This window comes from Streptomyces sp. N50, assembly GCF_033335955.1.
Classification (GTDB): Bacteria; Actinomycetota; Actinomycetes; order Streptomycetales; family Streptomycetaceae; genus Streptomyces.
Genome location: NZ_CP137549.1, coordinates 5,902,141 through 5,914,903, shown reverse-complemented (window position 1 = coordinate 5,914,903; position 12,763 = coordinate 5,902,141). Strand labels below are relative to the sequence as shown.

Below are 12,763 nucleotides of genomic sequence, written 5' to 3'. Positions count from 1 at the left end.
GGTGCTAGCTCAGGACGGCCAGCGCGTCGATCTCGATGAGCAGGCCGGCGGGCAGGCCGACGTAGACGGTCGTGCGCGCGGCGGGCACCTCGACCCGCCCCTCGAAGTACTCGTTGTAGATGGCGTTCATCTCGGCGAAGTGGTCCACGTCCGTCAGATAGACGCGGATCATCATCGCGTCCTCCCAGCTCGCGCCGCCCTCCTCCAGGATCGCCTCGACGTTGGCCAGGGTCTGGAGGGTCTGCTCGCGCAGGGTCGGGCCGGCCGGGGTCGGCGGCTTGCCCTCCTCTGCGGGGAGGAAGCCGACCTGGCCGGCGACCTGGAGGATGTTGCCCTTGCGGACGCCGTGCGAGAACTTCGCGGGCGGGGCGGTGTGGGTCTTGGGGGTGAGGGCGGTCTTGTCGGTCATTCGGTGTCCCTGGTGGTAGTTCGGCCGGAGTACTCACCACTGATGGCGTCCGCCGTGCGACGGACCAGGGGGAGCAGGGTGAGGAGTTCGTCGGCGGTGACGACGACGTTGGGCGCGGAGACCGACATCGCGGCGGCCACCCGTCCGTCGGCGCCCCTGATCGGCGCGGCGACGCAGTTGATGGACTCTTCGTGGCCGCCGAGGTCGGTGGCCCAGCCCTGTTCCCGCACCTTCTCCAACTCCCGTAGGAAAGCAGGGGCGTTGGGGGTGGAGCGGACGGTGTACATGGGGTATTCGAGCTTGTCGGCGAGCACCCGGCGCTCGCCCTCCGGGAGGTCGGCGAGCAGCAGCTTCGCGACACCCGCGACCGTGATGGCGACGGGCTTGCCGATCCGCGAGTACATGCGCACCGGGTAGCGGCTCTCCACCTTGTCGATGTAGAGGACCTCGTTCTCCTCGTACACCGCGAGGTGGACGGTGTGACCGCACTGCTCGTTCAGCCGGACGAGATGGGGGTGGGCGATCTCGCGGATGTCGAGGTTCTCCATCGCCTCCTGGGCGAGGGCGATGAGGCGGGCGCCGAGGCGGTAGCGCTGGTCGGACTGGCGGTAGACCAGGCCGTGTTCGTGCAGGGTGCGCAGGAGGCGCAGGGCCGTCGACTTGTGGACGTCGAGACGCTCGGCGACCTTGCCGAGGTCGGCGGGGCCCTCGGCGAGCAGCGGCAGGATGCTGAGCGCGCGGTCGACGGTCTGACTCATGGCGTACATACCTCCTCGTCGGCCCAGTCGGCGGCGTCGGTCCAGCCGGGGCCGAGTCGAAGTCTCCCCCACGCCTGGTCGTCGAGGGCGACCAGCCGGTCGGCGTGGTCGCGGACCGGGGGCGCGGCGAGGTCGCCGGGCACGGTGAGGGCGGCGGCGGCCGTGAGATGCCCGTGCCGCAGCCGGTCCCGTACGGGAAGTCCCCGCAGGGTCGCGGAGAGGAACCCGGCGGCGAAGGCGTCCCCGGCACCGACCGCGGCGACGACGTCGACGTGCGGCGCGGGCACGAAGGTGACGTCACCCCGGTGGAAGACGGTCGCCCCGCGCCCGCCCTGCTTGACGACGAGCGTCTCGGGGTCGGGGAACGCGTCCCGTACGGCATCGGCCCCGACGAGCCCCCAGACCTCGGCGGCCTCGTCCTCGCCGACGAACACGAGGTCGGCGCCACGCGCCAACTCCAGCAGCACACTCGGCCCGTCGGCCGAACGCCCCAGCGCGGGCCGGTGGTTGACGTCGAACGAGATCAGCGGGCGGTGCGCGCGGATCGCGGTCAGCTCACGGACCAGGCCGAGACAGTCGGCGGACAGCATCGGGGTGATCCCGGACAGATGCAGCACCCGCCCGGCCCGTACGGCGGCCAGGTCCACGTTCGCGACGCCCATCGCGGAGGCGGCGGACCCGGCCCGGTAGTACGCGACCTCGTGCGCGTCGGTGGCCCGGTCCCCGGCGGTGCGGAAGTAGATACCGGTCGGCCGCGCGGGATCACGCCGTACGGCCGACACATCCACCCCGTACCCCCCGATGGTCTCGACGAGATGGTCACCGAAGCCGTCCGCCCCCACCCGGCTGACCCACCGGACGGAGTGCCCGGCGGCGGCCAGCACGCAGGCGACATTCGACTCGGCGCCGCCGATGGCGCGATCGAAGGACGGCACGTCGGCGAGGCGGCCAGGCCGGCCGGGTAGGAACGTGACCATGGACTCGCCCAGCGCTACGACGTCCACGACGTCACGGGCGGCGGTGGACTGTCCGTCGGCGGTCACGATGGTGATGGCTCCTCGTCCGGTGCGCCGGGGGCGGCGGCTCCGTTGACCCGGTGTTGGGCGAGATGTTAGACAGCGGTAAGCGATATACGCAATGAAGGTTGCAGAGATTGCAACACTCCAGCTCAGGGAGGCCCCATGGTCCGCGACACCGGTACCGAAGCGCTCGCCCGGCTCGCCGGGGAACGCGTCGACCACCGTTTCAAGGGCCTCCCCCCGGACGCGGACGGCCTCACCGTCACCGAGCTGGCGGCCCAGCGCCGCAACCTCTTCACCGACGGCTTCACCACCCCCGTCCTCGCCCTCTCCGCCGAGCGCCTGGACCACAACCTCCGCCTCATGGAGACCTACGCGACCCGCCACGGCCTGGCCTTCGCCCCGCACGGCAAGACCTCCATGGCCCCCCAGCTCTTCCACCGCCAACTGGCCCACGGCGCCTGGGGCATCACTCTCGCGGTCCCCCACCAGGTGCGCGTGGCAAGGCAGTTCGGAATCGACCGCATCTTCCTCGCGAACGAACTGGTCGACCCGTCGGCCCTGAAGTGGATCTCCTCCGAACTGGACGCCGACGCCGACTTCCGCTTCATCTGCTACGTCGACTCCGTGCGCGGCGTCGAGTTGATGGACGCGGCCCTGCGCGGCGCCGCCCGCCCACTGGACGTCGTCGTCGAACTGGCCGCAGGCGAGGGCGCCCGCACCGGCGTGCGCACGGAGGCGGAGTGCGCGGCGGTCGCGGACGCGGTGGCCGCCGTAGGGACACTGCGGTTGGTGGGGGTCGCCGGGTACGAGGGGGAGGTGCCGGAGGCGGATCCCGGGCGGGTGCACGCGTGGTTGCGTCAACTGACGGCGCTCGCCGTGGACTTCGACAAGGACGGACGCTTCTCGGGATCCGGGCTCGACGAGATCGTGGTCAGCGCGGGTGGCAGCGCGTGGTTCGACGCGGTGGCCGATGTCTTCGCCGAGCTGCCCGAACTCTCGCTCCCCGCACTGAAGTTGCTACGGTCCGGCGCCTACGTCTCGCACGACGACGGGCACTACCGCGAGATCACCCCGTTCACCCGCATCCCCGAAGAGGGCGCCCTGGAGCCCGCGTTCCGGCTCTGGGCGCAGGTCGTCTCCCGCCCCTCCCCCGAGCAGGCCTTCGCCAACGCGGGCAAGCGGGACGCGGCCTACGACCTCGACCTCCCCGTCGCCCAGGTCGTCCGCCGCGACGGCACCGAACGCCCGGCCACCGGCGTCGAGGTGACGGGGCTGTCCGACCAGCACGCCTGGCTGCGGACGGCTCCGGGGGCGGACCTTGAGGTGGGTGACTGGATCGGGATGGGGCTGTCCCACCCGTGCACGTCCTTCGACAAGTGGCAGCTGATCCCGGTGGCGGAGGCGGACGGGACGGTCGTCGACTACATCCGTACGTTCTTCTAGAAGCCGTTCTGGACCCAGCTGGAGGCATGGGCATGGAAGAGCTGGTCATCCGGGACGCGGACGTCGTCGACGGCAGCGGTGGACCGTCCTACCGCGCCGACGTGGTGATCGACGGCGGACGGATCGTCTCGATCGTGCAGGAGGCCGCGGCGGCGGGCTGCCAACGCCCCAAGGCACGCCGGGAGTTGGACGCCGAGGGCCTGGTCCTCTCCCCCGGCTTCATCGACATGCACGCCCACAGCGACCTGGCCCTGCTCCGCGACCCGGACCACAGCGCCAAGGCCGCGCAGGGGGTGACCCTCGAAGTCATCGGCCAGGACGGGCTGTCGTACGCCCCCGTCGACGACCGCACGCTCGCGGAGGTGCGCCGGGCGATCACCGGGTGGAACGGGTACGGGGACGACATCGACTTCGACTGGCGGTCGGTGGGCGAGTACTTGGACCGGCTGGACTCCGCTTTCGGTGGGCGTGGAGTGGCGGTCAACGCGGCCTACTTGATCCCGCAGGGCACGGTCCGGATGCTCGCCGTCGGCTGGGAGGACCGGGAGGCGACTCCCCAAGAGCTGGACCGGATGCGGCAGTTGGTCGCCGAGGGCATGGAACAGGGCGCGGTCGGCATGTCGTCCGGGCTCACCTACACCCCCGGCATGTACGCCAAGGACGCCGAACTCACCGAACTCTGCCGGGTGGTGGCGTCCTACGACGGCTACTACTGCCCGCACCACCGCTCGTACGGAGCGGGCGCGCTGGAGGCGTACGCGGAGATGGTGGAGCTGACCCGGGAGGCCGGCTGCTCCCTCCACCTCGCCCACGCCACCATGAACTTCGGCGTGAACGAGGGCCGGGCACCGGAGTTGCTGACCCTCCTAGACGAGGCCCTGGCGACCGGCGCGGACATCAGCCTCGACACCTACCCTTACACCCCCGGCTGCACAACTCTCGTGGCGATGCTGCCGAGTTGGGCGAGCGAGGGCGGCCCCGAGGAGATCCTGAAGCGCCTGGCGGACGACGAGACCGCCGACCGTATCCGCCACCACCTGGAGGTGATCGGCTCGGACGGCTGCCACGGGGTGCCGATGGAGTGGGACACGATCGAGATCGCAGGGGTCGAGAACCCCGAACTGGCGGACTACGTAGGCCGCCGCCTCGACAGCTGGCCCACGGCCCGCCACCTCCTCCTCGCCGACCGCCTCGCCCCGTCGATCCTCCAGCACGTGGGCCACGAGGAGAACGTCCGCCAGATCATGCGCCACCGCGTCCACACCGGCGGCTCCGACGGCATCCTCCAGGGCGCGAAGCCGCATCCACGGGCGTACGGCACGTTCCCGGAGTATCTCGGCCGGTACACAAGGGAGTTGGGCGTGCTCTCCCTGGAGGAGTGCGTGGCCCACCTGACGTCCCGCCCGGCGGCACGCCTGCGCCTGCCGGACCGGGGCCTGGTCAAGGAGGGCTACCGCGCGGACCTGGTGCTGTTCAACCCCGCGACGGTGGCGGCGGGTTCGACGTTCGAGGAGCCGCGCAGACTGCCGACCGGCATCCCCCACGTCCTGATCGACGGCCGTTTCGTGATCGAGGACGGCCGGCGGACGGACGTACTGGCGGGGCGGTCGGTCCGTCGCAGTCCCGTGCGACGGAACGCCAACTCCCGCTCCTGACCTACACCTTGGGGATAGCCCCTGCCCTACGGCTTAGGAAGCGTGCAGGTGGACGCACTGAGGGCGAGCACGTTGGCCGAGGTGAAGCACCCCGGGATGTTGTACGTCTCCTCGGCGTAGTTGATCCCCTCGCGCACAGTCACCTTGCCGCTCTCATCAACCTCACACGGATTGTCGACCGTGCAGGTCTCCCCGTCCTCGTTACCCGTGTTGTTGACCGCGACGACCTGCCCAGTGCTGGTGTCGATCACCGGAGACCCGGACGTACCACCGATCGTGTTGCACGCGGAGGTGTAACGGACCGAGTCCTTCCAGGTCCAGTCCCCCTCCTTCAGCCGGTACACGAACCCGTCGATGCTGCAGCTGTAGATCGTCTTCCAGTACCCGGAGACGACCTTGATCGCGGTACCCGCGGTCGGGTGCGTGGCGCTGACGGTGAGCGGGCTGATGCCGTACGCGCTCTTGATCGCCGCGTACGTCGTGGTCGTGCGGTAGATCGTCACGTCCGTGTCGGTCATCGTCGAGTAGACGACCTGGTTGGCCCGGAGCGTGGCGACCTTCGTGCCGGCCGAGTTCAGCAGCCCGAAGGTACGGCTGGAGGACTGGCCGGTGATGACCTCGCCGGGGTCCGGGAACCCGGTCTCCAGGCAGTGGCCGTTGGTCATGACCAGCGCCGGAGCGGTGTCGGTCGAGTTCGGGAAGCGGATGACCGAGCCGGAGCAGTTGCTGAGCGAGACGATGCCGGCGAAGTCGACGGTCACCGCGGCGGCCTTCGGCGCCACCTGGGGTGCGGCGACCGCGGGTGCCACGCCCGCCCCGGCGATGGCCAGGGTGGAGAGCGCGGCAAGGAGAGGCTTGTTCATGTGGGGGTCCCCTCTTATGACGAGACGACCGGAGATCTTCCGGCCGCCGTCTTTTTGTCATGAGCATTGTGATCGCGGAGAGGGGTGGGGGCAAGGAGCGGTTTCCGGCCGTTCGCGACGGTGTCTCATGTGGCGGAAAGCACGAGCCAAGTCTCGTTACCGCGCCGTAAGCTCACCGACATGCAGGTGATCCAGTCGACCAAGCTCTCCAACGTCTGTTACGAGATCCGGGGCCCGGTTCTCGAAGAGGCGATGCGTCTGGAGGCGGCAGGCCACCGCATCCTGAAGCTCAACACGGGCAACCCGGCCGCGTTCGGGTTCGAGTGCCCGCCCGAGATCCTGGAGGACATCCTCCGGAACGTGTCGTCGGCGCACGGGTACGGCGACGCGAAGGGCCTGCTGGCCGCCCGCCGCGCGGTCGTCATGCACAACCAGACCCTGGGCATCGAGACGGACGTAGAACACGTCTTCATCGGCAACGGCGTCTCCGAGCTCATCGTCATGGCGATGCAGGGCCTGCTCGACGACGGCGACGAGGTCCTCGTACCGTCGCCGGACTACCCGCTGTGGACCGCCGCCGTCTCGCTCTCCGGCGGGACCGCCGTCCACTACCGCTGCGACGAGCAGTCCGACTGGATGCCCGACCTCGCCGACGTGGAGCGCAAGGTCAGCGACCGCACCAAGGCGATCGTCATCATCAACCCGAACAACCCGACCGGCGCGGTGTACGACGAGGCGATGGTCAAGGGCCTCACCGACATCGCCCGCCGCCACAACCTCCTCGTCTGCTCCGACGAGATCTACGACAAGATCCTCTACGACGGCGCCACGCACACCCCGACCGCGAAGGTCGCCCCGGACCTGCTGACCCTCACGTTCAACGGGATGTCGAAGGCGTACCGAGTAGCCGGTTACCGGGTGGGGTGGATGTCGATCTCCGGGCCGCGTGCGCACGCCGACTCCTACATCGAGGGTCTGACGATCCTGGCGAACATGCGGCTCTGCGCGAACATGCCCGGGCAGCACGGGGTCGTCGCCGCGCTCAGTGGGCGGCAGACCATCAATGACCTGGTGCTGCCGGGCGGGCGGCTGAAGGAGCAGCGGGATGTGGCGTACGAGCTGCTGACCCAGATCCCGGGTGTGACCTGCGTGAAGCCGAAGGGGGCGCTGTATCTGTTCCCTCGGCTGGATCCGCAGGTGTTCAAGGTCAAGGACGACCGGCAGATGGTCCTCGACCTGCTGCGCCAGGAGAAGATCATGGTCGTCCACGGCACCGGGTTCAACTGGTCCGAGCCCGATCACTTCCGGGTCGTGACACTGCCGTCGGTCGGGGATCTGCGGGACGCGGTGACCCGGATCGGGAACTTCCTGGACGGGTACGGCCAGCCGTAAACCTCCCCGGTCGGCCTTCTTCCGGCCATTTTTTCAGCCAGCACAACTTTAGACGAGATCTAAGCTAGGATGGTTTCCTGTCTGAGCACAGGAGACCATGCCATGTACGAGCCGATCCGCAGCAAGTCGGTCCACAGCACGGTGGCCCGCACCCCTTCCTCCGACTTTCCTCATCGGTCGCGCGAGGAGGAGCTTGATATTCAGCTTGCGGGGCATCTTGCTGCGCTGCTTGCGGTGACTGATGAACTGCGGGCGCTTGAGCCTTCCGACGAGCTGGACGTGGCTGCGGAGCGGCTTGCCGGGCAGTTGACGCGGTTGCGGGGGGCTTCGCCGAGTCGGGCGTTGGCTGCGGGCGCGGCTACGTCCCGATTGGACGCTCTGCACCAGCGCGCGCACGCGCTTGCCGGGCGGGCGTTGGTTGTTGCGGCGTCGCGGGCTGACACGGCTGCGGCGATTTTGTCTGCTGAGCGGATGGACGCCCACGCGGTTACTGCGGTGGCCTGAGCTTTCGCGCCTCATCGCCGTAGGGGTTCTGTGCGCTTGCGGGTGCGCGCCCGTCGTGGCTTGTCGCGCAGTTCCCCGCGCCCCTGAAAGCCACGAGCGCAGGCGCGTTGCAGCCGGTCGCGCCCACGCGGCGGAGCCGCGCATCGATACAGCCCCGCGCCCCTTAAAAGCAGCCGTGTTGATCCGGGACCCGGACGACACCTCCCGTTCATCCCATTCCTCGGGGAATGTTGGGTTCCGCGAGCACGCTGCCCCTCGTGAGACGTATCGCGGGAATCGTCCTTGCGGTGTTGCTGATCGGTGGCGTGGTGGCAGCCGTCGTAGCGGGCCGGGACAACGGGGACAAGGGCACGGCAACGAAGACCGTGCGTGGTGTGATCGGTTCGGAGAAGGCGGACTTCTTCGCCGATCCCGATGTGGTGAAGGCCCTCGCCGCCAAGGGCTTCACCGTGAAGACGGAGACCTCCGGGTCCTGGGCCATGGAAGGGCTCGACCTCAAGGGGTACGACTTCGCCTTCCCCTCCAGTCAGGCTCCGGCCGACGCGCTCGCGGACAAGTACAAGGTCCAGCAGCCGTTGCCCCGGCCCTTCTACTCGCCGCTCGTCGTCGTGGCCCACCGCAGCGCCGCCCAGGTGCTCGCGGACAACGGGCTCGCCACGCTCGACAGCGGCAAGGATCGCGGCACGCTGAAGATGGCTGCCTATCTCGATGCCGCCAAGCGGGATCTGACCTGGCAGCAGCTCAAGGGGGCTTCTCAGCATGGGGAGTTGACCGGCACCCTCTACATCGCCACCACCGACCCCGAGACCTCCAACTCCGGTGCCCTGTACCTCGCCGCCGCCTCCTACGTCGCCAACGGCGGGCGGGTGGCCGCGAGTAGCGCCGATGTGGATCGCACCGCGCCGCTCATGCACAAGCTGATCAGCGTGCAGGGGGCCCAACAGTCCAGCTCCGACGCGCCGTTCAGGGACTTCATCAGCGGCGCCGGCAATCCGCTGGTCCTCGTCTACGAGTCCCAGGTGGCCTCATTGCTCCTCGACAAGCAACCGGTCGGCGACCTCGTCGTGCTCTACCCGGACACCACGGCCAACAGCGACCACACCGTCGTGCCGCTCACCCCGGAGGGCCGCGAGCTGGGTCAACTCCTCAGCAGCGACCCGACGTTGCGGGGGCTCGCCGTGCGGCACGGGTTCCGGCCGCAGGGTGACACCGCCGAGTTCGTCGCGGCCACCGCCGCCCACTCCAGCTATCTCAACCAGACGCTGACCGGCGTCCGGCAGGCGCCCGTGCCCACCTCCAAGGTGCTGCACGACATGGCGCGCCGGGCGCGCGGTTGAACGGGGGGACCGATATGAGCAGCAGTTTCAACACCAGCCAGAACAGCAGTCAGCACACCCAGAGCGGGGACGACGTCTTCACCCTCACCCCGCCGGAGGCCGTCGCGCCGGTGCCGAAGGAGAGGGCCGGCGGGCTTGTCCCCGTGGACGAGAGCGTCCGTACGGACATGGCCCAGAAGGCCGCCGCCTACATCGAGGGGCTTGCCTCGCTCGATGCCCGGTCGCCCGAATTCGCGGGCAAGGTCGGGGAGATCAGCGCGCTCGGTGCCGGTGAGATGCGCACCGCCACCGCTCAGTCCAACCGCATGTTGGAGCGGACCGTGCGGAGTCTGCCGTCCAAGGGCGGGGACGCTCAGTCGCAGGTCGCCGGGTCGCTCGTCGAACTCCGGCGTGTGGTCGAGGACTTGGACCCGCGTGACCTGCCCGCCTCCAAGGGGCGGAAGTTCCTGTCCCGGCTGCCGGGCGGCAACAAACTGCGCGACCACGTCGCCAAGTACGCCTCCGCGCAGGGGACTCTCAACAAGATCGTGGGCTCGTTGCGCGGCGGCCAGGACGAACTCCGGCGTGACAACGCCGCGTTGCAGACCGAGCGGGTCCGCCTCTGGGAGACCATGGGCAAGCTCCAGGAGTACGTCGTCCTCACCCAGGCCCTCGACACGGCCGTCGAGCAGCACATCACCGGCGTCGAGGCCGCCGACCCGAGCCAGGCCGACACCCTGCGCGCGGACGTCCTCTTCCCGGTCCGGCAGAAGCACCAGGACCTGCTCACCCAGCTCGCGGTGTGCGCGCAGGGCTACCTGGCGATGGACGTCGTGCGGCGGAACAACGACGAGCTGATCAAGGGTGTGGACCGGGCCGCGACCACTACCGTCTCCGCCCTCCGGATCTCGGTCATGCTCGCCTCCGCGCTCGACAACCAGCGCAAGGTCGTCGACCAGGTCAACGCCCTGCGCGGCACGACCGAGGACCTCATCCGGGGCAACGCCGAGATGCTCTCCACGCAGAGCGGCGAGATCCAGCGCATCGCGGCCGACCCGGCGGTGGGCGCGGAGACGCTGCGTACGGCGTTCCAGCAGATCTACCGCACTCTCGACGCGATCGACACCTACAAGGTCCAGGCGACCGAGGTGATGGCCGCGACCGTGGAGTCCCTGACGTCCGAACTCCAGAACGCCAGCACGTACTTGGAGCGCAGCCGCTCGCAGAGCGCGCTGGAGGGTGGGCTCGGATGAGACGCCTTCTCGCCCTCGCGCTCGGTACGGTCGCGCTGCTCACCGCGTGTACTTCACAGTCCAAGCAGCCCGCGACCGACAACAACACCCCCAAGCCCGGCACCCTCCGCGTCCTCGCCTCCAGTGAACTCAGCGACATGACCCCGGTGTTCGACCGGGTCCGCAAGGACACCGGCATCACGATCCGCCCCACCTACATGGGCACCCTGGACGCGGTGGACCTGCTGGCGAAGGGCAAGGTCGACGGCCAGTACGACGCCCTGTGGCTGTCCTCGAACGACTATCTGCGGCTACGGCCCGACGCGGCGAAGAAGGTCGTGTCCGAGACCTCGATCATGTCCAGCCCGGTCGCGATCGGCGTCAAGACCGCCACCGTCAGGACACTGGGCTGGACGCCCGACAAGGTGACCTGGTCCCAGATCGAACAGGCCGTCCAGGACGGCAGGTTGACCTACGGCATGACGGACCCGGCCCGCTCCAACTCCGGGTTCTCGACCCTCATCTCCGTGGCCTCCGCCCTCTCCGGCGCCCAGTCGGCGCTCACCGACGCGGACGTCACCAAGGCGACTCCCCGGCTGAAGGAGTTCTTCAAGGGGCAGAAGCTGACGTCGGGTTCGTCGGGCTGGCTGGCGACGGCCTACGAACGCCGGGGAAACGTCGATGCGTTGCTCAACTACGAGTCCGTCCTCAAGGGCATCCCGGGCCTGACGGTGATCCGCCCGAGCGACGGAGTCGTCACCGCCGACTACCCGCTGACCTCCCTCGCCTCGACGGACACCACGACCCGCGAGAACGTCCGTCGGGTCACGACCGACCTGCGCACGGACGCCCTCCAGAAGCTGATCACCACCCGCACGCACCGCCGCCCGGTCGTCACCTCCGTACCGCCCGCGTCCGGCCTGGACACCAGCCGACGGCGTGAACTCCCGTTCCCCGGCAGCCGGTCCGTCGCCGACGGGCTCCTCGACTCGTACGAGAACAAGCTGCGCCGGCCCTCGCGGACCGTGTACGTGCTCGACACCTCTGGTTCGATGGAGGGCGACCGGCTGTCCCGGCTGAAGAAGGCGCTCTCCGATCTGACCGGGGACTTCCGGCAGCGCGAGGAGGTCACGCTGATGCCGTTCGGGTCGGCCGTGAAGAGCGTCAGGACACATGTGGTGAGCCCGAGCGATCCGCAGGCCGGGCTGAACGCGATCCGCAAGGACACGAAGGCGCTCAGCGCGGACGGGGCCACCGCGATCTACACCTCGCTGGAGAAGGCCTACGAGCATCTCGGTACCGGCGGCGACACGTTCACCTCGATCGTGCTGATGACCGACGGCGAGAACACAACCGGCGCCAAGGCGAAGGAGTTCGACGGCTTCTACGGTCAACTCCCCACCGCCCAGCGGGACATCCCCGTCTTCCCCATCCTCTTCGGCGACTCGGACGAGGCGGAGCTCCAGCACATCGCCGACCTGACCGGCGGCCGGCTCTTCGACGCCCAACAGGGCTCGCTGGACGGCGCCTTCGAGGAGATCCGTGGCTATCAGTAAGTTCCTGGGCTACTTGGAGTCCCGCAAGAACCTCACCGGCAGCGCCTGCGGGCTCGTCGGGCTGGTGCTGACGTTCACGGGTGTGGCGGGACCGTACTGGCCGGTCGTGGTCGTCGGCCTGTACGGCGCGGGTGCGTTGATCGCCCCGCCGGAGCGGCCGGCCCTCCCCGACTTCCCGGACCCGTCCGCCCAACTGGAGGAACTCCGCGACGACTTCGAGAAGCTCGGCGGCTATCTGGCGGGCGTCGAGCTGCCGCCTGCCGCCGCCGGTCGGCTCACCGAGCTGAACCAGCTCCTCGCCGGGCTCCTCGATCCGCAGGTCACGCACGACCTCGCGCAGGACCCGGAGGGCGTGCACATCCTGTCGCGGGCGATCCGGCAGGACGTACCGGAGGCGGTCGACACGTTCGTACGGACGCGGTGGTGGACGCGGTTGGCGCCGGGCACCGAGCCACCGGAACGTCATCTGGAACGGCAGTTGACGGTGCTTCAGGAGGAGGCGCAGGGGTTGGCGGCCGGCCTGCGGGAGGTCGAGGCGCGGCGGCAGGAGTCGCACACGCGGTATCTGGAGGACCGGGGGCGTTCGCAGAACGGCTGAAGGCATGCAACGGCC

At 69.3% G+C, this 12,763-nt stretch carries 12 protein-coding genes; 8 read left to right on the top strand and 4 right to left on the bottom strand.

Annotated elements, in window-relative coordinates:
- Window positions 1–4: 4 nt before the first annotated feature.
- Genes R2B38_RS26745 through R2B38_RS26735 form a run of 3 tightly spaced genes read right to left on the bottom strand, consistent with a single transcriptional unit; the run spans window position 5 to window position 2,210 of the window.
- Window positions 5–409, bottom strand: a complete 405-nt coding sequence (locus R2B38_RS26745) for a RidA family protein (RefSeq protein WP_033285212.1) — start codon at window positions 407–409, stop codon at window positions 5–7.
- On the bottom strand, window positions 406–1,167 hold the full coding sequence (locus tag R2B38_RS26740; protein WP_318018516.1) for an IclR family transcriptional regulator: 762 nt from the start codon (window positions 1,165–1,167) through the stop codon (window positions 406–408). Before R2B38_RS26740 ends, R2B38_RS26745 begins: the two co-directional genes overlap by 4 nt.
- Window positions 1,164–2,210: a sugar kinase gene (locus R2B38_RS26735; RefSeq protein ID WP_318018515.1), complete on the bottom strand. Its 1,047-nt coding sequence runs from the start codon at window positions 2,208–2,210 to the stop codon at window positions 1,164–1,166. The genes R2B38_RS26740 and R2B38_RS26735 overlap by 4 nt, the downstream gene beginning before the upstream one ends.
- A 138-nt stretch (window positions 2,211–2,348) precedes the next feature.
- Here R2B38_RS26735 and R2B38_RS26730 point away from each other — a divergent pair, with 138 nt between their 5' ends.
- Window positions 2,349–3,632 (top strand): amino acid deaminase, encoded by a 1,284-nt coding sequence (locus tag R2B38_RS26730; RefSeq protein WP_318018514.1) that lies wholly within the window; start codon window positions 2,349–2,351, stop codon window positions 3,630–3,632.
- A 32-nt stretch (window positions 3,633–3,664) separates the two neighbouring features.
- On the top strand, window positions 3,665–5,287 hold the full coding sequence (locus R2B38_RS26725; RefSeq protein WP_318018513.1) for a D-aminoacylase: 1,623 nt from the start codon (window positions 3,665–3,667) through the stop codon (window positions 5,285–5,287).
- Between the two features lie 26 nt (window positions 5,288–5,313).
- Here R2B38_RS26725 and R2B38_RS26720 read toward each other — a convergent pair whose 3' ends face one another.
- Window positions 5,314–6,150, bottom strand: coding sequence for a serine protease (locus tag R2B38_RS26720; RefSeq protein ID WP_318018512.1), 837 nt, complete (start codon window positions 6,148–6,150; stop codon window positions 5,314–5,316).
- Window positions 6,151–6,330: 180 nt separating this feature from the next.
- On the opposite strand from R2B38_RS26720, the gene R2B38_RS26715 reads away from it, so the two are divergent.
- The 6 genes from R2B38_RS26715 to R2B38_RS26690 all read left to right on the top strand — a co-directional run bounded on the left by R2B38_RS26715 (window position 6,331) and on the right by R2B38_RS26690 (window position 12,748).
- Complete coding sequence (locus tag R2B38_RS26715; protein WP_318018511.1) at window positions 6,331–7,542, top strand: pyridoxal phosphate-dependent aminotransferase; 1,212 nt, start codon at window positions 6,331–6,333, stop codon at window positions 7,540–7,542.
- Between the two features lie 102 nt (window positions 7,543–7,644).
- Entirely contained in the window at window positions 7,645–8,046 is a 402-nt protein-coding gene (locus tag R2B38_RS26710; RefSeq protein WP_318018510.1) for a hypothetical protein, read from the top strand.
- 257 nt (window positions 8,047–8,303) lie between these two features.
- The gene (locus tag R2B38_RS26705; RefSeq protein ID WP_318018509.1) at window positions 8,304–9,383 is read left to right on the top strand and encodes a substrate-binding domain-containing protein; all 1,080 of its coding nucleotides are present in this window, start codon (window positions 8,304–8,306) and stop codon (window positions 9,381–9,383) included.
- A gap of 14 nt (window positions 9,384–9,397) precedes the next feature.
- Window positions 9,398–10,615, top strand: coding sequence for a toxic anion resistance protein (locus R2B38_RS26700; RefSeq protein ID WP_318018508.1), 1,218 nt, complete (start codon window positions 9,398–9,400; stop codon window positions 10,613–10,615).
- Entirely contained in the window at window positions 10,612–12,150 is a 1,539-nt protein-coding gene (locus tag R2B38_RS26695; protein ID WP_318018507.1) for a vWA domain-containing protein, read from the top strand. Before R2B38_RS26700 ends, R2B38_RS26695 begins: the two co-directional genes overlap by 4 nt.
- Window positions 12,137–12,748 carry a hypothetical protein gene (locus R2B38_RS26690; protein WP_318018506.1) on the top strand — a complete coding sequence of 204 codons (612 nt, stop codon included), beginning with the start codon at window positions 12,137–12,139 and terminating at the stop codon, window positions 12,746–12,748. Before R2B38_RS26695 ends, R2B38_RS26690 begins: the two co-directional genes overlap by 14 nt.
- Window positions 12,749–12,763 lie beyond the last annotated feature (15 nt).

Excerpts from the sequence above, each read along its gene's own strand:
- R2B38_RS26745 (WP_033285212.1), bottom strand. The coding sequence starts at position 409 with ATGACCGACAAGACCGCCCTCACCCCCAAGACCCACACCGCCCCGCCC.
- R2B38_RS26740 (WP_318018516.1), bottom strand. The coding sequence starts at position 1,167 with ATGAGTCAGACCGTCGACCGCGCGCTCAGCATCCTGCCGCTGCTCGCC.
- R2B38_RS26730 (WP_318018514.1), top strand. The coding sequence starts at position 2,349 with ATGGTCCGCGACACCGGTACCGAAGCGCTCGCCCGGCTCGCCGGGGAA.
- R2B38_RS26725 (WP_318018513.1), top strand. The coding sequence starts at position 3,665 with ATGGAAGAGCTGGTCATCCGGGACGCGGACGTCGTCGACGGCAGCGGT.
- R2B38_RS26720 (WP_318018512.1), bottom strand. The coding sequence starts at position 6,150 with ATGAACAAGCCTCTCCTTGCCGCGCTCTCCACCCTGGCCATCGCCGGG.
- R2B38_RS26715 (WP_318018511.1), top strand. The coding sequence starts at position 6,331 with ATGCAGGTGATCCAGTCGACCAAGCTCTCCAACGTCTGTTACGAGATC.
- R2B38_RS26710 (WP_318018510.1), top strand. The coding sequence starts at position 7,645 with ATGTACGAGCCGATCCGCAGCAAGTCGGTCCACAGCACGGTGGCCCGC.
- R2B38_RS26700 (WP_318018508.1), top strand. The coding sequence starts at position 9,398 with ATGAGCAGCAGTTTCAACACCAGCCAGAACAGCAGTCAGCACACCCAG.
- R2B38_RS26695 (WP_318018507.1), top strand. The coding sequence starts at position 10,612 with ATGAGACGCCTTCTCGCCCTCGCGCTCGGTACGGTCGCGCTGCTCACC.